At 54.4% G+C, this 22534-nt stretch carries 22 protein-coding genes; 15 read left to right on the forward strand and 7 right to left on the reverse strand.

Features of this window, described 5'->3' with window-relative positions:
* The first annotated feature begins 9 nt into the window (after window positions 1-9).
* Complete coding sequence (locus tag MKZ15_RS02610) at window positions 10-2085, forward strand: methyl-accepting chemotaxis protein (RefSeq protein WP_339819606.1); 2076 nt, start codon at window positions 10-12, stop codon at window positions 2083-2085.
* A gap of 328 nt (window positions 2086-2413) precedes the next feature.
* On the opposite strand, the gene MKZ15_RS02615 is transcribed toward MKZ15_RS02610, so the two are convergent.
* The gene (locus MKZ15_RS02615) at window positions 2414-4123 is read right to left on the reverse strand and encodes an alpha-amylase family glycosyl hydrolase (protein WP_339819608.1); all 1710 of its coding nucleotides are present in this window, start codon (window positions 4121-4123) and stop codon (window positions 2414-2416) included.
* Between the two features lie 492 nt (window positions 4124-4615).
* Here MKZ15_RS02615 and MKZ15_RS02620 point away from each other — a divergent pair, with 492 nt between their 5' ends.
* The 3 genes from MKZ15_RS02620 (at window position 4616) to MKZ15_RS02630 (ending at window position 7724) form a co-directional block, all read left to right on the forward strand.
* The gene (locus MKZ15_RS02620; protein WP_193416733.1) at window positions 4616-6007 is read left to right on the forward strand and encodes an L-cystine transporter; all 1392 of its coding nucleotides are present in this window, start codon (window positions 4616-4618) and stop codon (window positions 6005-6007) included.
* Between the two features lie 183 nt (window positions 6008-6190).
* Window positions 6191-6802, forward strand: coding sequence for a sigma-70 family RNA polymerase sigma factor (locus tag MKZ15_RS02625; protein ID WP_155607473.1), 612 nt, complete (start codon window positions 6191-6193; stop codon window positions 6800-6802).
* Window positions 6771-7724, forward strand: a complete 954-nt coding sequence (locus MKZ15_RS02630; RefSeq protein ID WP_193416732.1) for a DUF4367 domain-containing protein — start codon at window positions 6771-6773, stop codon at window positions 7722-7724. Before MKZ15_RS02625 ends, MKZ15_RS02630 begins: the two co-directional genes overlap by 32 nt.
* A gap of 345 nt (window positions 7725-8069) precedes the next feature.
* Here MKZ15_RS02630 and MKZ15_RS02635 read toward each other — a convergent pair whose 3' ends face one another.
* Genes MKZ15_RS02635 through MKZ15_RS02645 form a run of 3 tightly spaced genes read right to left on the reverse strand, consistent with a single transcriptional unit; the run spans window position 8070 to window position 10320 of the window.
* A complete protein-coding gene (locus MKZ15_RS02635; RefSeq protein ID WP_193416731.1) occupies window positions 8070-9338 on the reverse strand; it encodes a hypothetical protein in 1269 nt (422 codons plus the stop codon).
* 11 nt (window positions 9339-9349) lie between these two features.
* Window positions 9350-9838 (reverse strand): prepilin-type N-terminal cleavage/methylation domain-containing protein, encoded by a 489-nt coding sequence (locus MKZ15_RS02640; protein WP_155607470.1) that lies wholly within the window; start codon window positions 9836-9838, stop codon window positions 9350-9352.
* Complete coding sequence (locus MKZ15_RS02645) at window positions 9835-10320, reverse strand: type II secretion system protein (RefSeq protein ID WP_339819611.1); 486 nt, start codon at window positions 10318-10320, stop codon at window positions 9835-9837. Before MKZ15_RS02645 ends, MKZ15_RS02640 begins: the two co-directional genes overlap by 4 nt.
* Window positions 10321-10612: 292 nt before the next feature.
* Here MKZ15_RS02645 and MKZ15_RS02650 point away from each other — a divergent pair, with 292 nt between their 5' ends.
* From MKZ15_RS02650 to MKZ15_RS02695, 10 genes are all read left to right on the forward strand, one after another.
* Entirely contained in the window at window positions 10613-12292 is a 1680-nt protein-coding gene (locus tag MKZ15_RS02650; RefSeq protein ID WP_339819613.1) for an ATPase, T2SS/T4P/T4SS family, read from the forward strand.
* Window positions 12289-13350 carry a type IV pilus twitching motility protein PilT gene (locus MKZ15_RS02655; RefSeq protein WP_339819615.1) on the forward strand — a complete coding sequence of 354 codons (1062 nt, stop codon included), beginning with the start codon at window positions 12289-12291 and terminating at the stop codon, window positions 13348-13350. Before MKZ15_RS02650 ends, MKZ15_RS02655 begins: the two co-directional genes overlap by 4 nt.
* 50 nt (window positions 13351-13400) lie before the next feature.
* Window positions 13401-14609, forward strand: coding sequence for a type II secretion system F family protein (locus tag MKZ15_RS02660; protein WP_339819618.1), 1209 nt, complete (start codon window positions 13401-13403; stop codon window positions 14607-14609).
* 44 nt (window positions 14610-14653) lie between these two features.
* Window positions 14654-15103, forward strand: coding sequence for a prepilin-type N-terminal cleavage/methylation domain-containing protein (locus tag MKZ15_RS02665; RefSeq protein ID WP_155607465.1), 450 nt, complete (start codon window positions 14654-14656; stop codon window positions 15101-15103).
* Window positions 15103-15879 carry an A24 family peptidase gene (locus MKZ15_RS02670; RefSeq protein ID WP_339819621.1) on the forward strand — a complete coding sequence of 259 codons (777 nt, stop codon included), beginning with the start codon at window positions 15103-15105 and terminating at the stop codon, window positions 15877-15879. Before MKZ15_RS02665 ends, MKZ15_RS02670 begins: the two co-directional genes overlap by 1 nt.
* Window positions 15846-16805, forward strand: coding sequence for a pilus assembly protein PilM (gene pilM, locus MKZ15_RS02675; RefSeq protein ID WP_339819624.1), 960 nt, complete (start codon window positions 15846-15848; stop codon window positions 16803-16805). Before MKZ15_RS02670 ends, pilM begins: the two co-directional genes overlap by 34 nt.
* Window positions 16802-17347, forward strand: coding sequence for a hypothetical protein (locus MKZ15_RS02680; protein ID WP_339819625.1), 546 nt, complete (start codon window positions 16802-16804; stop codon window positions 17345-17347). The genes pilM and MKZ15_RS02680 overlap by 4 nt, the downstream gene beginning before the upstream one ends.
* Window positions 17344-17958 (forward strand): hypothetical protein, encoded by a 615-nt coding sequence (locus tag MKZ15_RS02685; protein WP_339819629.1) that lies wholly within the window; start codon window positions 17344-17346, stop codon window positions 17956-17958. The genes MKZ15_RS02680 and MKZ15_RS02685 overlap by 4 nt, the downstream gene beginning before the upstream one ends.
* A gap of 152 nt (window positions 17959-18110) precedes the next feature.
* Complete coding sequence (locus tag MKZ15_RS02690; protein WP_155607460.1) at window positions 18111-18545, forward strand: NfeD family protein; 435 nt, start codon at window positions 18111-18113, stop codon at window positions 18543-18545.
* Complete coding sequence (locus tag MKZ15_RS02695; RefSeq protein ID WP_155607459.1) at window positions 18545-19480, forward strand: SPFH domain-containing protein; 936 nt, start codon at window positions 18545-18547, stop codon at window positions 19478-19480. Before MKZ15_RS02690 ends, MKZ15_RS02695 begins: the two co-directional genes overlap by 1 nt.
* A gap of 58 nt (window positions 19481-19538) precedes the next feature.
* Here MKZ15_RS02695 and MKZ15_RS02700 read toward each other — a convergent pair whose 3' ends face one another.
* The gene (locus MKZ15_RS02700; protein ID WP_339819632.1) at window positions 19539-20552 is read right to left on the reverse strand and encodes an AraC family transcriptional regulator; all 1014 of its coding nucleotides are present in this window, start codon (window positions 20550-20552) and stop codon (window positions 19539-19541) included.
* A 143-nt stretch (window positions 20553-20695) separates the two neighbouring features.
* Here MKZ15_RS02700 and MKZ15_RS02705 point away from each other — a divergent pair, with 143 nt between their 5' ends.
* The gene (locus MKZ15_RS02705; protein WP_339819635.1) at window positions 20696-21274 is read left to right on the forward strand and encodes an NAD(P)H-dependent oxidoreductase; all 579 of its coding nucleotides are present in this window, start codon (window positions 20696-20698) and stop codon (window positions 21272-21274) included.
* 54 nt (window positions 21275-21328) lie between these two features.
* Here the strand turns inward: MKZ15_RS02705 and MKZ15_RS02710 are convergent, their stop codons facing one another.
* Together MKZ15_RS02710 and MKZ15_RS02715 are read right to left on the reverse strand one after the other, a co-directional pair.
* Entirely contained in the window at window positions 21329-22003 is a 675-nt protein-coding gene (locus MKZ15_RS02710; RefSeq protein ID WP_339819638.1) for a PspA/IM30 family protein, read from the reverse strand.
* Between the two features lie 46 nt (window positions 22004-22049).
* Window positions 22050-22274 carry a PspC domain-containing protein gene (locus tag MKZ15_RS02715; RefSeq protein WP_155607456.1) on the reverse strand — a complete coding sequence of 75 codons (225 nt, stop codon included), beginning with the start codon at window positions 22272-22274 and terminating at the stop codon, window positions 22050-22052.
* Between the last annotated feature and the right edge of the window lie 260 nt (window positions 22275-22534).

Below are 22534 nucleotides of genomic sequence, written 5' to 3' on the forward strand. Positions count from 1 at the left end.
ATGCGGGGTATGAAGAAGCTTCGCGGTCAGTGGCATTGGAATTCCGTGGGTTTGAAGATGTTTGTGATTGTATTTGCTGCAGTTGTATTGTTGTCGGCAGTACTAGGATTCAGTTCTTACCGGGCGTCGCGGGAAATTATCCGTGAGCAGGTGGCATCGGCATCCACTCAGGCGGTGGAGCAGGCCGCGGACAAGCTGGACTTTCTGTTTGACCAATATGAGGCGTCCTCGCGGCAGTTAGCCGTCGATCAAACGTTGCGGAGCGATTTGGAAACGGTTAACCAACCGGGGATCGGAACCGTCGCCAGAACGAAAGCCGAAGATCGAATTCGTAAGAAACTCGATACGTTGAAGGGGGCTGACGATCGACTTCAAGGGGTGCGTCTGGTCACCAAAGGTCTGGAGGATGTGAAATCGTATAAGTCCTCGGGGGTCAGCTCGGTGCGTACGGACGAGGCGGTGGAAGCGCGGGTGAAATCGGTGCTGGAGGCCGAAGGAGAACCCGTATGGTTTCCGGCGTTGCAGAAGGGCTTTTTTGGCGCTTACACCGAGCCGACGATTACGATGGCCAGGTTGCTGAGGAACATGAATCACCCGGAGGCGGAGTACATCCTGCTGTTTGAGATCAAAGCGCAGGCAGTGGGCGACATTTTGGGTAACCTGCAAATCGGAAAGAGCGGTCAGGTTCGGGTGCTTACCGCAGATAACCGCATTGTCCATGCGGCGGATAAGACCCTCTTGGAGACGGATTCTGTGATCCATATTGACGCGAAGCATGCACAATCGGGAGAGAGCTCATTCCAAGCCGCGGATGAGCAAGGGGTACAGCAACTGGTCGTCTATAGACAACTAAAGACGGTCGACTGGAGAATCGTGGGGTATGCCCCGGAGAGTGATTTTCTAAGTGCGGCGGACCGGCTGCTGGTCGTGATGTTATTTGTGCTATTGGGTGCCGTAGTGGTTGCCGTGCTGATCGGCTATTTACTGGTGCGCATGGTCGGCCGGCCTTTGGAGAAGCTCTGCCGTTTGATGGAGGAAGGCGAAAGCGGGAATTTGCAGGTTCGCACTCATTTCAAGGGACGTGACGAAATCGGACGTTTGGGCCACAGCTTTAACCGGATGTTAGAGCAAATATCTCGGCTGGTGGAACAAACGAACGTGTCTGCGGCAGAATTGTTGACTACGGCGGAGAATCTGACGAGAGCCTCGCGCGACACGTCGCAAACCGCTGCTGAAATTGCGCAAGCAACCGGGGAAATTGCAGCCGGGGCGGAAAGCCTGGCCGTGGAAGCGGAGAAAGGAACCGAGACGGCGGAGAGAATCGGCAACCAGATGGGCCGGGTGGCTCAGGTCAACGCGGCGATGGACGAATCGGCTGGCCGGGTCATCGACGTGAGCCAACGAGGGGAATCGTACATGGAACAGCTGGTGGAGAAGACCGAATCGGTAGCGCGTATGACGGCCTTGCTGGAGGAGAATTCGGACAAGCTGAGCCGCAGCACCCGCTCGATTCGATCGATCCTCGCCCCGATGGTTGAAATGACGAAGCAGACGAATATATTGTCCCTCAACGCTTCGATCGAAGCGTCCCGAGCCGGGTCGGCCGGCAGAGGGTTCATGGTCATCGCCGGAGAAATTCGCGAGCTGGCTGCAGCTTCGGGCGAATCGATCCAGACGGTGTCGGCGATCACCGAGGAGATCCAGGAGGCGATCGGACAAACCGTTGAGGTGCTGACAGGCATTTCCCCGTTGTTTGCCGCGCAAACGGAAGCCGTGAAAGAGGCGGCCGGCATCTTCCAGAACGTCAAAAGGGAGATGGAGCAATTTGTGACGGAGATCCGGAGTTCATCCACCTCCGTTCAGGAGCTGCTGCATTCGCAATCGATCCTGCATGATTTCGTCGATACGGTCAGTTCCGTTGTGGAGCAAACCAACGCCTCCACTGAGGAGGTTGCCTCGATGTCTCAGGAGCAGCATCGGGTTAGCGCCGAACTGGTCGATCTGTCAGCTCGGCTGGAAGAGCTGGCAGCTCAATTGCAACGTTCGCTTAGCGCGTTTCAGGGAGAACGAGCGGGGAGCCACTAACTAGTTTGCATAATTAAAAACGCTCCGGCGTTGAAGGAAAGCTAGGCTTCCTTCCGCCGGAGCGTTTATATTTTTGGCAGGCAGCTAACGGACTCAGGAGACGCTATTTGGGTCTCGATTCGCTTCGAATGCTCGATTTGGCCCAAATAACGTCACTGGAGTCCGTTACGTAAAGAAGTCCGCATTATAGGATCGAATAACGTCATTACAGTCCGTTACAGTCCGTTACGAGGCTCCATGTAACTGCGGTCTTTGGAGTCGGAACGGAGCGACGGAGCGATGACAAGTTGGGGTAGCGGCAGCTACGGTTGCGTTAAAGCAGCGAGCTTTATTCCAAAATGGCCGTCGAATATGCCGGTATTCCTAGCGTGTTCCCGCTAAGCTCCGCCCCAATGCTCGTTTCAGCCAGCAGCTTGGCGAAGCTCTTACCGTCCGCTTGATTCGGGTCCAATGTGAACGTAAGTTTGTCACCGGTCAGATTGTGAACAACCAGTACGGCCTGGTCCTCCGTGATGCGCACAAAGGCCGTTATTCCCGGCTGGTCCGTTTCATATTCCTGAATGGCACCGTCTTTGAGCGCGGGAAACTCGTTCCGGATCTGAATCATCTTGCGGTAATGCGACAGCAACGAAGCCGGGTCACCGGCTTGTTCGCTTACGCTAAGGCCTTTCTTGCCGGCATTGTACTCCGCGGTCTCCCAGGTCGTTTGCCCTTCGCTGTCGTCCTGCGTCCAGCGCATCGGCTCGCGGATCAGCTCATCAGGCTTTGCGCCATACATGCCGATTTCCTCGCCATAATAAATAAACGGGTTGCCGGGAAGTGTCAGCAGCAAGCTTGCCGCCATCTTCGCATGCGGTAAATCCCCCTCCAGCTGGGTCATGACCCGGTTCTGGTCATGGTTGGTCAGGAACGTGGCGTCGACGAATTGGCCGCCGGATTTCTCGCCATACAGCTTATACGAACGCTCCAGAGTGAAGGGGATATTCGCATCTTTTTCCGTCTTGACGCTGCTGAGAATGGTTTCGGCTAAGCTAAAGTTGAACCCGGAATCCAGCGCCTGATCCAAATAGGAAGCGATTAGCGCCGCCGAAGGATCCCATACCTCCCCCACGAGATAGGCGTCAGGCTTAACTTCCTTTAACCCGCTACGGAACTCTTGCCACCAGGCAACGTTCTTGTCCGTGGTCGCTTGGCTCTTATCGGTCTGCAGATCTTCATAGATATGCTTTGCGGCGTCTAGTCGGAACCCGTCCACACCCTGCTTCAGCCAAAACTGACCTGTCGCGGTGATTTCTTTCCGTACTTTCGGGTTATCAAAATTGAGATCGGGCATCCCTTCCCAGAATATACCTAAATAGTGGTCGCCCCGCACACTATGCCAAGGGTTACCGCTTCCAGCGGCGCTGGAGCCGGACGTGGCCGTTCCGCTATCCTCGGCCCATACGTACCAATCCCGATAACTACTGGATTTATCGGCAGCCGCCTCCTTGAACCAAGGGTGCTCCTTACTGGTATGGTTGACGACCAAATCCATGATGACCTTGATCCCGCGTTTATGCGCCTCGTTCAGAAACTCGCGGAAATCGTCCAATGTACCATAGTCCGGGTTAATCTGCCGATAGTCGGTCACATCATAGCCGTGGTAACTTGGCGAAGGGTTAATCGGCATCAGCCAAATCCCGCCGATACCCAGATCGGAGTCGGTATCTGGGTTTCCGTCGTTCAAATAGTCGAGCTTGCGGGTCAAGCCTTTGAAATCTCCGATGCCGTCGCCGTTCGAATCGGCGAAGGAACGGACGAAGACTTCATAGAATACCGTAGACGGCTGGGGATCTACGGCATCGGCTGTAACAGCTTTCGCACCCCCGTCCGAGTTATGGCTTGAATCTGCCGTTGTTCCCGTGTTGTTGTCCTTTGGTTTCGGGGTTGAGGCGTTGCCGTCCGGCGTTCCGGTGCAACCCGCCAGCAGCAGCAGGATGAGGACAGCGCTTCCAATCCGCCGTAACTTCGTAAGTCGGAGAAGGCCTGTGGTTTGCATGGATCATCTTCCTTTCCGAATAGTCCCTTTATTTCACCATCATACCTGACTTCATGACATTATTAAAACGTTTGCACAAATGAAATCGATGAAAATTCGGTGTTTTTTTAATAATACTCATCATTATCTTCGAATTTCTCAGTAATACTCCCTACTTCATTCAAATAGTGCTGATTTAAGGGATAGAATATAGAACAATCCTATTCATTTACCTTAAAATAAGCCATAATCGTTAAATCATCACCTAATAATAATGCGCAAACGTTGGAACTCGACTATGATGAACGGATTCACTGTATGGTATGGCCGCTGGTTTACGGTCTTATACGAGAGGATGGAACGTCTTCAATTCCATGACAAGCTCTGTAAAAATTAATCCTATCAAAATACTCGTATATGTGATATCATACGATTTGTAATTCGCATCTGGGCGTTTGCCCAGCGGGTGCGAAGACGAATTTATGTATTATTTTTTCAGGGGGAGATCTGATTATGGATACCTTGCGTATCATCATTAATGTAGCTGTCATGCTGGTGCTGATCGGCGTTCTGATTTGGATGCAGAAGAAGCACGTTTCTTTTACAAAACGGGTATTTACCGGGCTGGGCCTTGGGCTGGTGTTCGGCATTATCTTGCAGTTGTCCTATGGGGCTGGCTCGGAGGTTATCGCGAAGTCAACCGACTGGTTTAACTTGGCTGGCCGAGGTTACGTAGGGCTGCTGCAGATGGTCGTGATTCCGCTGATCATGGTATCGATCATCTCAGCGATCATGAACCTGAAAGGCAAGCAGAATTTGGGCAAAATGAGCGGACTAATTATCGCGGTGCTGTTGATTACGACGGCGATCGCGGCGAGCGTCAGTATCGTGACCAGCTTGAGCTTCGATCTCAAGGCGATCGAAATCCAGGCGGGCGAACGGGAACAGGCGCGCGGGACGGCGCTTGAGGAACGGCTCGGTACGGTGGAAGACAAGACGATTCCGCAGCAAGTGCTGGATTTCATTCCGACCAATCCGTTTGCGGATATGACGGGCGCGCGGAGCACCTCGACCTTGGCGGTCGTGATTTTCTCAGCATTTATCGGGGTAGCGGTGCTTGGGTTGGATAAGAAGAAGCCGGAGCAGGCAGATACGTTCCGCAAAGTGGTTGAAGCGGTTTATGCCGTCGTGATGCGGATCGTTACGCTGGTGCTGCGTTTAACGCCTTACGGCATCTTGGCATTGATTACGAACGTCGCGGCCACAACCAATGCGGAAGAGATTTTGAAGCTGATCAAGTTCGTCGGTGCTTCCTACGTGGCATTGATCGTGATGTTTATTATTCACCTGATCCTGTTGGCCGTATTTGGTTACAATCCGATCCAATATGTACGTAAAGTGCTCCCGACGCTGGTGTTTGCGTTCACCTCGCGTTCGAGTGCCGCAACGATTCCGCTGAATGTGGAAACACAGACTAAACGTCTGGGCGTACCGGAAGGGATCGCCAACTTGTCGGCTTCATTTGGCGCAACGATCGGGCAAAACGGCTGCGCCGGGATATATCCCGCAATGCTGGCCGTCATGATTGCCCCAACCGTAGGAATTAATCCAATGAGCTGGGACTTCATTCTGACGTTGATCCTGGTTGTTGTCATAAGTTCGTTTGGGGTCGCCGGCGTCGGCGGCGGAGCGACGTTTGCTTCGCTGATCGTGCTGTCGACGATGAACTTGCCGGTCGCTTTGGCAGGCCTCTTGATCTCCGTCGAGCCGTTGATCGATATGGGCCGGACCGCCTTGAACGTCAATGACTCGATCACCGCGGGTGTGATCACCGGCAAGATCCTCGGCGAGAACGACACCGAGGCATTCAAACGCGATGTGGATCTGGACGTCGTGACTGCGTAATACAAAGCAATGAGAATAAATTCGAACCGCTGGGCGTTAGCCCGGCGGTTTTTTTTGTAGGCAAGTGTAATGATTACCGTGCTTTAAACGTATTAACATGCGGATGGCTTGGAGGCGGCATCCTGCCGCGCGGAGGAAGTGGCCCCAAGAAATCCGTCCCTTGGAGAAAGGAGGGGAAGGAACATGCTGCAGCAGCGCGCGCTGTTTCCATCCGTGAAGGAGCAGGACAAGCGAGACCAAGAAGAGCGGACAGCCGTATCGGCCGATACGGAGTTTGAAGTGATTTTTGAAACCTACTATACCCGAATCTTTAAATATATTCGCTTCCGGGTGGACTGCGATTATACGGCAGAGGATTTAACCAGCCAGGTCTTCGAGAAGGTATTGACCCGCTATGGTACCTTTCGGGCAGATCGCTCCCCGTTTGAGGCATGGCTGATCGCCATAGCCCGCAATACGGTAAACGATTATTACCGTAAGCAGCAGAGACGGAAGTGGTTTTCCCTGGATCTGTTTAAAGAGTCTCCATCTCGAGAGCAAGGGCCGGAGGACCGGACCCTCGTCCGAGAAGCGGAGACGGAAATGAGTCGAGCTTTGCAGACGTTAAAGCCCCAGGAACGACATTTGATAGCCCTCAAATTCGGTGCTGGTCTGAAGAATGTTCAAATTGCCGAATTTATTGGCTTAAGCGAAAGCCATATCGGTGTGATGCTGTTTCGCGCTACGAAGAAGTTAAAGTTGGAACTTGAAAGGGAGGATAAGGATGGACAACCAAGAACAATACCGCCGTTTTGAAGCTGAAGTGGACGCACTGCTGGAAGGACGCGAGGATCCCGTGAGTCAGACCGGAGAGTACGCCGAGTTGGTAGCTTTCGGAGGAGCGCTTGCCGCTGCCGAACTGGGTGCGGGAATTCATAAAGAGGCGGTAAAAAAGCGGATCACGAACCCTACTTCTGCTCGCGGCGCCGTCCGTGGTTTTACGGGTCGCAAGCTTGCCGGAGCGGTGGCTGTTGCCGCGGCGCTGATTCTGGTCATCGGGATCGGATTTACGCCTTCGTCGTTTGCCAGCGGCTTGCTCGATCGGATTATTTCCACGGTTACGTTAGGACATATCACCGTCTATCAGGTCGAATCTCCTTCGGAGGAAGCGTTAATCCCGTTGCCGGAAGCTTTGCAGGGCAAAGTGTTCACGAAGGACGGTAAACCTGTTTTCGAGATGAACTCGCATATAGGGACGTTGTATACCGCGGATGGCGAGGAGATCGCCGGATTTGACAACGAGGAAATCGTGACCAAGGCCCAAGCGGAAGCTGAGGTGAAGGAAGGGATTCTTACGTTGTCCGACCCGGAAGCCTTGAGTCAACACACCGCATTCCAGGTCAAAATGCCAGCGTTCTTGCCGGAAGGTTACGCCTTTAAACGGGCCGAACAATATCTCGACGAACAGGGGACAGCGAGCCCGAAATACATCAGTTTGTATTTTGCCGAAGCGAGTAACGGAAATGAAATTTACATTCAGCAGCGGCTAGCCGACGAAGAAACCGCTTATGCCAGCTCTACGGAGGGAGCGGTAAAGAAGACCAAGATCGGTGGTGCGGATGCTATCATCGTGAATGGGAATTCGATTGCTTGGGAGGCGGATGGCGTGATGTTTGATCTGATCGCCAAAGGGTTAGACGAAAGCGAATTGATCCGGATCGCGGAGTCTTTGAAGTAAATTGCAAAGAACAAACCGGCTCGCGATGGCGGCCGGTTTGTTTGTGCGCTGCGTTAGGCTCATCGGCTCATCGCATGCTATTGGTCACTAGTGGTCACTCTAACGGACCTGAGAGACCTTATTTGCCCCAAATGGGGCCTTTCCAAATTCTAACGGACCTTAGAGCCGTTATTTGACCGAAAATACCGTGCATGTAGCTCAAAAACGCCAAATAAGGCCTGTGGGGTCCGTTACATTTTTATAGCTGGCTGTTATCCCGAAATAACGGCGTTGGAGTCCGTTAGAATAGCCCAAGCGCTCCCGTGCGCTATTTCACGGCATAAAGTGTTTCCGCGCTGAGGCCATTCAGTTGATCACAACGTTCTTCTCTTCAAACTTGATCTCCGACGGTTTGTCGGGGGGCGTAGGGGGAGCGGTGGAGCCGTTGATGATGACTTTGTCGTTACCGTTGATATTTAACGCTCCGTTCGTATAGACGCTGCCCGCTAGGGTCGAAGGGGAGTTCCCGTTATTCAGGTTGACCGAACCCGCAGCGAACAAGGCGAATTGATTGCTGCCATTGATGTTGCCGTTTGAGGTTCCCGTTAAATAGATGTTTTTCGCCAGTAACGTACCGCTCGTGTTTAACGTGCTTCCGTAGAAATCCCCAGTTATGTTCACCGTAGGATCGCTGTTAAAATTGGTTGTGCCGTTTACTTTTATCCGGCTGCCTTGTAATTTCATGTTGTTCCCGCTGTTCATGAGCAAGTCCCCGCTAATGTAGATGATCCCGCTGGCAACAATCGAGGAATTAGCCTCCATCGTTACCCCGCCGTTCACCCAAAGATCGCCATCCACCGTTAAAGTGACATTGGGCATCAATTTGATCGAATTCAATACGGTTGATTTTGTATACTTGGCGTTGGCTTTGACCTCGAAATCCAGGGGTGTGGCCGGAGTGGAAAAGAGGGCGGATTTCGTCGTCTTCATTTCCTTATCGACCTGATGGACAATGGAGGAAATATCCAGCTTATCCGGTGGAGTTAAACCAGATCCGCCCGGAATGGTAGGGGATACAAGCACTCCGTTGATTTTGGACTGATTATTGGCGACGGCACCTGCCGAATAGACGTTGCCATTGATCGTCGTTCCGTTCAACGCCAGGGCTCCAAAGCTAACAACGGCATACCCGCCCGTTCCGGATCCCGGGGAAGGATCGCCCGGGGTGAAGGATAGCGTAATTGCCACCTTCCGCCGAAAGGTTTGCGTGATTTTGTCGGACACCCCGTCGGCTTTGACAATGGCGACATATCGCTGGTTTTCCTTGTCCAAAGTTACCGTATCTGACTCTACATAAGGAGCGGCGGCAGCTTTGACATCCTCCAGCGTGACCTTGTCCTTCTTCATCAGCGCCATCACGGCAGCCCTGAGTTCGGAAAGCTTGATCAACAGCTTCGTTTCGCCGTCGGCTTGGGCGGAGACGATATCTTCAGAGACGTTCACCATGCCTTGGGAGTTTGTCACCGACTGCATGACCAAAGTGCCCACCACGAGAAGGAGGGCAACCAGAAGCAATACGGAGATCAAGGCATAACCTTGCTCTTGGCGAAAAGCGGCTTGTCCTCGTCCTTTCATCCCTACGCACCTCACGATATAAGTTTTATCGAAACGAATAAATAGATGGGTTCCACCTTGGGCTCATTCTTGAGCGCAACTTTCAGGTTCAGAAGTAAATCGTTGGGTCCCTTGGTGAACGTGGTGCCGGTTAAATCCAGCGTTTCGTCGCTGAACCGGACACCGTCAAGGAGAAGCTGTCCACCGTTCAGTTGGAAGCGGATCGTCTGGGTTGCCTCCGAAAGCGCGTCGGTGACCACCTCCGCCTGAAATTGGGTAAAGCTGCTTCCAGAACTTGAGATCGCCGCGGCGTTTCTCAGTTTGGCCTGGAGCGCGGAACTCAGCGTAATCGCTTCATTTCGCAGCTCGGTTTCATGGTTGACTCGTCCAAAAGCGAACAGCGAGGTGGTCAACACGGTGGACACCAAAATGACCAGGAGACCGGACAAAGCCAAAGCGGCCAGCAGCTCCACAAGTGTGATGCCGTCTTCACGGCGAATCAGCTCCATCCGAAGCTTCATGGTAAACTCCCTCCCGCAGCAGTCGCATAGTTCTTCTTGACGGCGCCAGTAATCGAGACGTTATGCCTATATTTGCCGGCTCCTTGGGACGGATCGGGCTGCCAATAGGCGGTTACGGTGATGTACAGAATGTCGGGATTGGAAGCGTATTTCGAATTTCGGTCACTGATCTCGGTCGTCAGGAGGTAGATGTCCTTAGTCGCATTAGGCAGCGTACCCGGGGGGCGGTTGGCCCAGGTTTGCAGCACTGAGAACTCCATGGCCTGAATCTCGTGCAGATGGGCGTTGGCCAAATGGGTCGCAGACAGGCGTTGGTTCGTAAGCTTGCTCTGCGTGGCGCTGTTCGTGAAATAGGATAGAAAATATAAGCTGACGATCGAGAGAATAACTAGCGCAAGGGCCACTTCGAGTAGCGTTAGACCGTCTTCCCGAGCAATCGTATGCCGAAGGGAAGATTTTTTGGGGTTTAAGGCGGAATTCATGACGATCCACTCGCTTTCAAACGGTATAAAAAAATGTTGAGTCTTGTTAGTCGATGGAGAGTCCTGTCGAGCTATGTATTCTAGGTATATTTTACTATAAAAATGATAGCATCGTTTTTGCGAAAGGTATATAATCGTTATGAAATTAAGGTTGCATAATTTTCCCTCGTGTAATCTATCAAATGACCCGAACGTACTTGGATAGGCCTTTGGAACTAACCTCGTAACAGCTTTTTTTCAGCACATGCACTCTCAGATTCTCTTAAAAATTCCAACAGTGATGAGGTGAACCATGTACACGATCAAAAAAAGGTTGGGTGAACTTCTACTGGAATCCGGAATCATCACGGAACCGCAGCTGCAAACCGCTTTGGAGGAACAGCAGCGTACAAAGAAAAAACTCGGCGACGTGTTGCTGGCGCAAGGCGTCCTGACGGAACACCAGCTCATCGAGGTGTTGGAGTTTCAACTTGGTATCCCGCATGTCACGTTGTCAAGGTTTCAAATCGATGCCAAATTGAGCCAGGTCATTCCGGAGCAGATGGCCAGACGTTATCAAGTGCTCCCGATCCGCGTGGACGGACGTAAGCTGATGGTCGCGATGGCGGACCCTTTGGATTTGTTTGTCATCGATGACCTTCGTATGAGCACCGGCTTTACGATCGAACCGGCAATTATTTCACGGGGCGAGCTGCAGCGAGGAATTGCCCGGCTCTATGGCCTGCAGGACTCCATGAACGAGATGATTAAGGATCTCGGAGCTGGCGTCGCTCAAATCGATGCCCTAGATTCGGTGATTTTGGGCGAGGATTCTCCCGTCGTCCGGCTGGTGCAACAAATGATTGAGCAGGCGGTACGCCTCGGGGCCAGCGATATCCATGTTGACCCGATGGATACGCAGCTTGCGATCCGCTACCGGATCGACGGACAGCTTCGCAACGAGCGGACCGTTCCGAAGTCGATGCAAGGCGTGATCATCGCCAGACTGAAGATATTGGGCAACTTGAACATAGCCGAACGGCGGCTGCCCCAGGACGGCCGGATCAAGATGCTGGTGGACGGCAAACCCATTGATATTCGATTGTCTTCGCTGCCTACCGTTCATGGGGAAAAAATCGTCATGCGGCTGCTCGATCTCGCCGACGGCGTCAAGGGATTGGACAAGCTGGGCATGACGGAGCATTCGTTAAGCTTGTTCCGGCGAATGATCGAAAAGCAGCACGGTATGGTCCTGCTGACAGGACCAACGGGAAGTGGGAAAACGACGACCCTGTACTCGGCATTACAGCACCTGAACCGAGAGGAAACGAACATCATAACGGTCGAAGATCCAGTGGAATACATGCTGGACGGCGTGAACCAAATGCAGGTTCATCCTGCGGCCGGACTGACGTTCGCCAGGGGGCTGCGTTCGATCCTGCGGCAGGACCCTAATATTATCATGGTGGGAGAAATACGTGACCTGGAAACGGCGGAAATTGCAATTCGAGCTTCGTTAACGGGCCATCTCGTATTCTCGACCTTACATACGAATGATGCGGTAAGTACGGTCGTCCGGTTGCGCGACATGGGCATCGAACCGTACCTGATCGCGTCCTCGCTGATCGGGATCGTAGCTCAGCGGCTGGTGCGCTGCATTTGCCCGGATTGCAAAGCCGCCTATACGCCAGATAAGCAGGAAATGATTTACCTGGAGCGGCTTGGCATACGCACGGACAAGCTGTACCGCGGCGCCGGCTGCGGCACTTGCGGCAAAACCGGCTACCGCGGCCGGATGGCGGTGCATGAAGCCCTGATCATTAGCGATGATCTTCGTTCGGCTATCGTGGACGGCTGTTCAATCCCTGAACTACGCCAGATGGCGAAGGAGCAGGGAATGACGACACTGTTTGCCGACGGGATTCAGAAAGCGCTGGAGGGACGAACCACCCTGCAGGAAATCATCCGCGAAGTAGATGAGGAAGAGCGATGAACCAGGAACCTATCGTAACGGACGAAACGTTTAACGGACTGTTGAAACACGCTTTTGATGCCGGTGCATCCGATTTGCATGTGACGGTGAATTCGCCGCCGGTACTGCGGATCGACGGGATGCTTCAAGCGCTGGGCGAGGAGCTGTTGTCGCCGTCCACGCTGGAGCAGATCGTGCAGGAGTTGATGAGCCCAGCGCAGTACAAGAAATTCACGGAGCAAGGGGAGTTGGATTTTTCTTACGGCGTGCCTGGGATCTCCCGGTTCCGGATCAATGTATTCCGGCAACGGGGCTCGATCAGTATCGCAGCTAGGGTCATTTCGCCATCCATCCCGGCATTCGAAACCTTACATCTCCCGCCCGTGCTGCTGAAGCTGGCCCAGAAGCCGCAAGGCTTGTTTCTCGTTACCGGCCCAACCGGAAGCGGGAAATCGACGACTTTGGCCTCGTTGATAGACCATATCAACCATACGCAGCGTAAGCATATCGTGACGTTGGAGGACCCGATCGAATATCTGCATCGCCATGATAAATCGATCATCAATCAGCGTGAGGTGGGATTGGATACGGTATCGTTTGACAGCGGCCTCCGGGCAGCGCTTCGCCAGGACCCGGATATTATTCTGGTCGGGGAGATGCGCGATCCGGAAACGATCCGGACGGCGATCACGGCGGCCGAAACCGGCCACCTCGTTTTTGCCACCTTACATACCGCCGATGCGCCACAAACGATCGATCGGATTATCGATGCTTTTCCGCCGGCTCAACAGGGGCAAATTCGGATTCAACTCGCTTCGGTGCTGCTGGCGATCCTGTCTCAGCGGCTGCTGCCATCCCGCAGCGGGAAGGGGCGCATTTGCACGACGGAATTGCTGCTCAATCCGCCGGCGGTCGGCAACCTGATCCGTTCGGAGAAGGTGCACCAGATCAAAAGCGTGATGCAAACGAACTTCCAGCTTGGGATGCACACGCTGGAGATGAGCCTGCGTGAGCTGTTGCGGCTGGGCGCGGTGGATGAAGCCTCAGCCCGGCCGTACTTGACGGAAAGCACGCTCTAATTCATGAGTGGCGCAAAGACAGATGTGAGAAGCGGAAGGACAGATGCCAGATGCCCCAGTACGTATATCAAGGCAAGGATGGGGTGGGGAAACAACGCAAAGGGGCTTTGCAAGCTCCCGATCGACCCGCCGCGCTTGCCGAGCTCAAGAGGCAGCAAATCGTTGTAACCGGTCTGCGCGAAAAGCGGGAGACTGTTTGGAATAAGGAGTTTTACCTAGGGAGTCCGGTCAAAAACGAGCAATTCGTCGTGTTTTGCCGGCAATTCGCCACGATGATCAAGGCGGGTATTTCCATCGTTGAGGCGACCGCGATCCTGGCGGAGCAATCTGAAAGCAAACCGCTGAAGAAGACGCTGGCCGAAGTGACGGCCGAGCTTCGCAAAGGCAATACATTCTCCGGGGCGATCTCGGCGTACCCGCGGATCTTTCCGACGATCTTCGTGCACATGATCCGTGCGGGTGAAGAGGCGGGCAGCATGGAGGAGACGCTGGAGCGGTTGGCCGTGTATTTTGAAAAGGCGCATATTACGCGGGAAAAGGTGAAGTCGGCGATGACTTATCCGCTGATCGTCAGCGTGATGGCCGTGTTTGTCATTATCTTTTTGCTGAAATTTATGATTCCGCGGTTTCAGGCGATGTTCGCCCAACTGGGTGGGGATCTGCCGGCGATCACGAAGTTTACGCTTTCCCTTAGCCGTAGCCTGGAGCAGCATTGGATCCTATGGCTGTTGACCGCTTTGGCGGCGGTCGCCACCGTCTATCTTCTCCTGCGGTGGGAGCGAGGTGCCTATGCTTGGGATTACCTCAAGCTCAAAGCCCCCGTGTTCGGGATGCTCAACCGAAAAAGCGCGATCGCCCAGTTGACACGGACGTTGTCCTCGCTGTTCGCCAGTGCGGTGCCGGTGCTGCAGGCCCTGGCCATCGTGGAGAAGGCGGTCGGTAACCGGGTGATCGGAGCTACGCTCCGGGAATGCCAGACCTCGCTGCGCCAAGGCCGGCCCCTGTCTGAGCCGCTGCGCCAGTCGTGGGTATTTCCGCCGCTGGTGACTCAGATGATCCGGGTTGGCGAAGAGACGGGCTCGATTGATACGATGCTGGGCAAGGTAGCGGATTTCTACGAACGCGACGTAGAGAATACCGTGGACAAGCTGAAGCAGTTGATCGAGCCGGTGATGATCCTTTTGCTGGCTGGCGTGGTTGGGTTTATTATCGCCTCGGTGATGATCCCGATGCTTAGCTTATATCGGAATATTAGTTAATCTTGGTTCAAATGTTATGAATTATTTAAGGGGGTTAATCAATCATGACAGCACTTATCCAACGTTTGCAACGTTTACGCAAGGAAGAGAAGGGGATTACGCTCGTCGAATTGCTAGCCGTGATCGTGATCATCGGCGTCATCGCCGCCATCGCGGTGCCGTTGATTACGGGGTTGCTGGACGATACGAAAGCAAACGCCAGATCGGCGACGGCGAATCAGCTGTATGAGGCGGCGAGATTGAGATCGATTTCAAAAAATAATGGGGAGATCTCAGGAACGCATACGCTGGCGCAGTTGGTTACAGACAAGTACATCCAAAGCGGGCTTACGGATCCGAAATCGGGTAGCCCATTAGCTGATACGACAACGGTTAACTTGGGAGCGACAGGTACTGCAACGGTTGTAACGCTCGTCGTTACAGGTGGCGATACCATTAACTTTAATGCATCAGATTTGAAGAACGGTAAACCGGGTACAGCGAAGGCGCCATAATGGACGCTAATCTGCTCCTGACGGCGCTGAATTTGGCCGCCGGGCTGGCCTTGGGGCCGGCCCTGGCGCGATACGGGCGCCGGCTGGTCGCTCGGCGCGGGCTGCTCCGCGCCGTCGGCGGCGAAGCCGCAGGCCCGGCGGCGCGCGAAGCAGCCGCCACGGGCGAGCCCGCGGGCGGCGCGGCTGACGCCAGCGCCGCCGCCCCCGCCTCCGGCCGGCTGCGCCGGGCCGGAGACCTCGCCGCCGCCCTCGCGACGGCGGCGCTGTTCGCGCTGATGCACCTGCAGTTCGGTGCATCGGGCGCATGGGCGGTCGGCCTGCTGCTGACCGCCCTGGCCGTGATGTGCGCGGTCACGGACCTGACCGCGCACATCATCCCCAACGGCGCCGTGCTCGGCTTCGGCGCCGTGCTGCTCGTCGCCGCCCCGCTGGCGGGCGGCGTCCCGCTGTGGAGCCAAGCGCTGGGCGCGCTTGGCGGCGGCGGTCTGCTGCTGCTGATCGCCCTCCTCACCTCCGGGAAGGGGATGGGGATGGGCGACGTGAAGCTGCTGACCGTCTTCGGCTGGGTCGTCGGCTTTCCCGGCGTGCTCCTGGCCTTATTTCTGGCCAGCGCGGCCGGCGCGGCCGCCGGATTGCTGCAACTGGCGCGAGGCCGCAGGAACCGCGGCCAGACGCTGGCGTTTGGTCCCTTTTTGGCGATCGGCACCCTGGTGGTTTACATGTATGGAAAGGAGATCATCCATTGGTATCTGCAAAACGTCATCCCTCTTTACTGAGCCGACGGCCGGCCCATATCGGAATTACCATCGATGAGGATGGCATCCGTTACGTCAAATACAACCCCAAACGGGGTACCGTGGAACGGGCCGGCTTACTGCCGGTAGATGCCGAACTGAACGAGGACGGAGTTCCCGATGTGACCGGGGTAACCGATATGGTGAAGCGCTGGGTGAACCGCCGGGGACTCGCCGGGAAAAAGGTTCGCTTGGCGGCCCCCACCTCCCAGTCGTTTATTCGTTTGCTCCACGTCCCCAAGGTAAGCAAAAGACAGCAGCGCCGCGTAACCGAGCTGGAGATCGAAGGTAGCATTCGCTTGCCTTTCGAGGATCCGGTGATCGATTACCATTGGATGGAGGATCGCGTACAGGAGGAGACTCTGCTCACCTTCGTTGCGGCCGTCCCCCGTCCGGTCGTACAAGGGCTGGTTTCGTCTTTGGAAACCGCCGGATTACGTATGGAAGCGGTCGATTTGGCCGCAATCGCGCTATCGCGAATCCTCCGGCAGCAGCGCTTGCTCGGGGAGACCAGCAATGTGATGGCTATTAATTTTAAAGCCAAGGAAGCTGAGATTTACACGTACCACCACGGTCTGCCCGATTTCGTACGCACGTTTCCGCTGGAGCCGATGTCCGGGGACAAGCTGAATACGTGGCGGTACGGAGAAATCGTCTCCTCGGTAACCCGAATCATGAACTTCTACGAATATACGCTGCACGAAGGACATGAACGGGTACAAAGTATCGTGATCGCGGGCGCGGCGCCGGACAAGCCGGAGATCGCCCGGCAGCTGTCGGCGGCCTTTGATCAGGTGAGCGTGTCCGAAGTGGATGTATCGCCTTATTTTGTCGGGCAAGACATGGCCGACCAAGGCAGTTATGCGATAGCCCTCGGCCTGGCGATGAAGGGAGCGGAACGCCGATGATCGACATCAATTTGCTCCCTCCCAAACCCCGTGCGGCATCAACCGGACTCGTTCTGCCCGTTTTGTTGCTGCTCGCAGGGCTTGCTATCAGCGCCTACCTCGGTTACGAGTATTGGGGGGTGCAGGAAGATACGGCAGCTTTGCGAACCTCGATCGCTGAAACGGAGCAGCAGCAAGCAGAGCTGCAAAACGAGCTGCAGAGCATGGGGGCTTCAGGAATCGGAGCCGCGGGTGTCGAGTTGATCGAGAAGCTGCGACAACAGCGGCCCGATGTGAAGACGTTGATCGGCAGATTGGAAGCTCCGTTGCCCACCGGCAGCACGCTGGAGACGGTTCGCTTTGGCGATGCCGGTCTGGCCTGGACCTGCCTGTTCACCAGCTTGGGCCAAGCCAGCACTTATTCATCCTCGCTTCGTGAACAGCCGGAATTAAACGGGGAGTTGATTCAATCGGTGAAGGAGTTGCCGGGACGCGGATATATCGGTACGTTTGAACTGAGGTTGGGGACGGTAACGACGGAACAGGCAGGTGACGGAGAATGAAGACGGAACATCAGTCTGGATCTGCCGGAGTCCGCTGGATGCTGATTGCCGCCCTCGTGATGCTGGCGGCAGGATCGTTTTATTTCTTCGGTTACCGACCGGAGGTCGCGAAGTCGGTGAAGTTGGAGTCCGACCACGAAGAGAAGCAACTCTTTCTACAAAAGACCCAGGCGATCGCGGATGCCAAACGAGCGGATTTGGCGGCGGAGAACGCTTCGGCCGACACGGCCAAGCAAGAGGCGGCCGTACCTGACGAACCCGATCGGGAAGGGACTTTGCTTGACCTGGAACAGGCAGCCAAGTCTTCCGGTGTGCAGATCAGGGAGGTCGTCTTCGAAGAGTCCGGGATCGGCGAATCGTCCGCTGCCTCGGCTGAGACTTCGCCGATAGACGCTCCCGGACCGCTGAATGAAGCCGACATCAACTCGGCGGGGTTCACTGTAATGTCATTTCGGCTTAACTTGAAGGGGACGCTGGCCGAGGTCAAAAGCTTCGCCGCAGCTCTGCAAGATGCTGAACGGCTTTACGTCATCCAGTCCTTAGATTATGGGGACGAAGAAGCAACAGGCACGAAAGCGGCCTTCCTCCAGATATTGGCTTTATATCGTTAATTAGGCAATGCCATAAACCCTTTGAGCTCAAAGAAGCATTCCAGCCGTGGCGCTGGGGTGCTTTTTTTTGCAAATCCCTATCATTCCCTGATACTTTCTGCTATGTTCACCGTATACATAATTATAATGCTGAAAGGTGGTGCAACAGGGGGATGGAAATGTGGGCAATTTGGCTCATCGTCGCCGGAATCTTATTGGTACTTGAGATGATGACGATGACTTTTTACCTGCTATGGCTCTGCATCGGTTCGCTGGTTGCGACAGCCGTGGCTTTGGTGGCCCCCGAAGCTTATTTCTGGCAGGTTGTTGCGGGCTGTCTGGTCGCTTTGGTCCTGACGGTATTTACGAAACCGCTCTCCAGAAAATTTCGCGCAGCAAAAGGGTTTAAGGATATCGGTACCGAACTGGTAGGGAAGCAAGGCATTGTGGTGGAACCGATCGAACCCGGGCAATACGGCATCGTGAAGGTCGGGGGAGATTCTTGGAGCGCTACGGCGACTGTCCCGATCGGCCGGGACGAGAAGGTCCGGGTGCTGGAGCGAGGCAGTACAATTATCGAAGTAGAACGATGGGAGGAAATTTCTTAATGCAATGGGCAATTATTGCGATCATTGTCGTTGTTGTCGTCGTATTTATCTCATTGACGGTCAAAATCGTACCGCAACAACGGGTGGGAGTCGTCGAACGGCTCGGTAAATTCAACCGCTTGCTGACGCCGGGGCTTAACGTACTGATCCCGGTCATCGACCAGGTACGGACGTATCATGATTTGCGGATTCAACAAACCAATGTGCCTCCGCAAACCGTAATCACCAAGGATAACGTTCAGGTTCAGATCGACACGATCATCTTCTATCAAGTGGTGAATCCGGAGCAAGCGACGTACGGCATCTCCGATTTTGTCTACGGGGTGCGGAACATTACGACGGCAACGCTGCGTCAAATCATCGGTAAGATGGAGCTGGACGAAACGTTGTCCGGTCGGGAGAAGATTTCGACCGATATCCGGATCGCCTTGGACGAAGCGACGGAGAAATGGGGCGTACGGATCGAGCGGGTGGAAGTTCTCGATATCCGACCGCCGGTAGATATCCAAGAAGCGATGGACAAACAAATGAAGGCCGAACGGAACAAACGGGCCATCGTGCTGGAAGCGGAAGCTGCGAAGCAGGATATGATCCTGCGTGCGGAAGGTGACAAGCAAAGTAAAATCCTGAAAGCCGAGGGCGACAAGGAAGCGCGGATTCGCGAAGCCGAAGGCTTCCGCCAAGCCCAAGAGCTCGAAGCGCTTGGTCAAGCGAAAGCGATTGAGTCGGTTGCCGCTGCCGAAAAAGCGCGGATCGAAATGCTGCGCGATGCCGCCCTGAACGAAGCGGTCTTGGCGTACCAATCCTTCGAGGCGTTGAAGGAAGTGGCCAAGGGACCGGCGAACAAGGTGTTCATCCCGTCCAATGCGATCGAAACGCTGGGAAGCCTCGGTGCCATCAGCGAAGTCTTCAAGGCCGGCAAAGACGGCAAATAAGTGCATGAAACCTAAAGAGCCTGGCAAGAGATTGTTCTTGCCGGGCTCTTTTTCACGTCTAAACGGTTCTAAGTTCCTTCGCCCGGTATTGTCCCGGAGTAAATCCGGTCCATTTCTTAAAGGCATTGTGGAAGGCGCTGGGCTCGGAAAAATGCAGTAAATAGGCGATATCGCTGGAGGAATATTCATGGTGCTTCAAATAGGCTTTAGCCATCTCCATGCGTATGCTCGCCGATAATTGCTGGTAGGTGGTTCCCTCCTCACTCAGCTTCAGTTGCAGCGATCTTGGACTCATCGCAAACGCCTCTGCCGATTGTTGCAGGGTGGGAAAATAGCCGGGCAAGCAGGTCAACATCCACTCGCGAAGTTGATCGGACCACGACTTTCCGCGCACCAGCTTGGTCTTGATTTCCTCCGCGATCGCTTCAAAGGATTTCAGCAGCCTCGGATCCGAATACATCATCGGGAATTGCAGCACTTCCCGATCCATCCGGAAGTAGGCCTCTTTACCGCCAAACTTGGGTTCAATCCCAAACAACGAAATATACGCACTGAGATCCTCCGGAGCGGAATAAGTGAGCTGCAGTTCGCGAAGCGGAACAGGACGCTGGCTCATCCGGAGTAGCAGATGGTAAACCGAGCTCACCATATCGTCCAAGCAATAGCGGGATATCGGAAGCGAATGCGGTCTACAAATCCGAAGAACCAAGTCGTTCCCTTGTTCCTCCCATTCGAGATTGTAACCGCTGCACAAAATGACATGGTACCTTTGATAAGCCTGGAGGGCATCCAGGATACGTTCCGAATGCATCATGACATAACCAAGAATGCCTAGATCCGCGAGGTCCGTAAGTTGCCCCTGATGTAAGCCGAAGTTCTCATCCTCCGCATACTTGGCCGCCGCAAGGTTTAACCGCTCCAGCTCGGATTCACGGATCCGCGCTTCCACATCGCTGAGCAAATGAATATCAAATCCCGCCAGTTGGCAGAGATATTCGAAACTGAGTCCCTTTCTGGCGATAGCTTTGCGAAGTGGGTATACCATCGATACCGCAAAACCAAGGGGATCCATGAATCGTTTCCCTCCTTTGCGCGAATCCTCAATATTTTTACGCGATCGATCATTTCGTCGCTCGGATGTTCGCCTTATGCTAAAGATACCATTCTTCACAAGCCGATGGCACCGAAAGTTCCAAATCGAAGGAGGACAACCAAATGAATGTCTTGGTCATTAATGGGCACCCCAATCCCGAGGGTTATTGCACCGCACTGGCAGGGGCTTATCGGGATGCCGCCGCATCTCAAGCCAGCGCAAAGGTCCGAGAAATCGATCTAAGCCGGAGTGCCTTTGATTTGAATTTAAAATACGGCTATCGTCAAAGAACCGAGCTCGAGGATGAATTGGGGGAAGCGCAGGAGTTGATCCGCTGGGCCGATCATCTGGTTTTTGTTTATCCGACGTGGTGGGGGACGATGCCGGCTGTATTGAAGGGGTTCTTCGACCGCGTCTTCTTGCCCGGGTTCGCCTACAAGCACCAACCGAACTCTTTGCTCTGGGACAAACTCCTCAAGGGGAAAACCGCGCATTTGATCGTGACGATGGACACTCCTTCCTGGTACAATCGCTGGTTCTATAAACGAGCAGGGCACCGAGTGATGAGAAACAATATTCTGGGTTATTGCGGGATCAAGACGGTGCGCATTACGGAGTTCAACAGGGTCTCATCCTCTCAGGAATCCACACGCCTCAAATGGCTGGAGAAAGTGAAAAAGCTGGGCTCTGTGCTGGCTTAACCTAAAGAACCGCCCGATGAGATGCGATCGGGCGGTTCTCTATATATCAACGGCTCAGTTATGCCGGTTCGACAATTGCTCCTTCAGGCGTTCGAGTTCTTCGTTAACGGCGGAGGATTGCGTTCTGCCCGCATCCGCGACGCCGGACGCGTTCCCATAGCTAGCCGAGACTTCCTGCTGGGCTTCCCAGTTCAGGATTTTCTCTTCCATCCGCTCGAAACCTCGAGCCGCTGCGCCGCTTTCGATACCGCGGCTGAAGTTCGGCCGTTCTGCTTCGGCTTTGACTTGGGCTTTGCGGGCCCGGGCGGCTAACTCGTTCCGTTTTTCCTTCAAGCGGGCGAATTCCGCTTTGCCTTCTGCAAGGCGAATCTCCAGCTCGGCTACGCGATCGCGGGCTTCCTGAGCTTCCTTGGCGTACTGCTGCGCTTGTTCCTCGTAACGGATTTTCTCCGCGGCAGCGTGGCGTGCCGTAACTTCATCGCCTTGCTCCAGGGCTGTCAATGCGCGGATTTCGCTTTGTTTGGCGAGATGCGCGATGTCCGTGCTTTTCCGGTCCTGGACGGTAGCCGTCATTTGCTGCTCCTTGATCATTTTCTCGGCGGCGGCAATGTCGTCCTCCAGGTTGCGTAAGTATTGGCCGGTCATCAGAACCGGGTCCTCCAGTTTGTTTAATACTTCGTGGATCGAAGCTTTCGCCAGATTGGCAATGCGATCAAATACGCTACTCATTCGAATCTCTCCTTTAAGTTCAATAATGTTTGCGATACGTTACAGATCAAAACGGGGAAAACGGATCATCGTAGCTGTAGCTGCCGATCGGTTCCTTCGGAACGACCAGGCTGGCGATCAGGTACAAGGCGACGACCGAGCCGACGCTGAAGAATACCGCAATGACGGCCACCAGCCGCACGACTGTGGAGTCAACCCCCAGCCACTGGGCCAAGCCGCCGCACAGGCCGCTTACTTGCTTATCCGTTGCCGAACGATACAGTTTTCTCATGATCAACCACTCGCTTTCATTTATTTTTACATGTCACAGGATCATTGGGGTCAAGGTTTCGGTCTAACGAATTCCTATCCGTTGTTCATGTCTTCATTCTACCGGGAATGACGGCAAGGCATAACGGGCTGGGGACGGTTTGTGAACTGGACCTTGGTCGGGTTGGCTCCTCGTCTGGAAGTCGGGGCAGGAGCTTCAACACCGGGGAACTCTTGGCAGGTACGATGAAAAAAAGCTTGACGTAACGCCTATGTAAGCGC

It is taken from the genome of Paenibacillus sp. FSL R7-0216, assembly GCF_037969915.1.
In the GTDB taxonomy this organism is placed as follows: domain Bacteria; phylum Bacillota; class Bacilli; order Paenibacillales; family Paenibacillaceae; genus Fontibacillus; species Fontibacillus rhizolycopersici.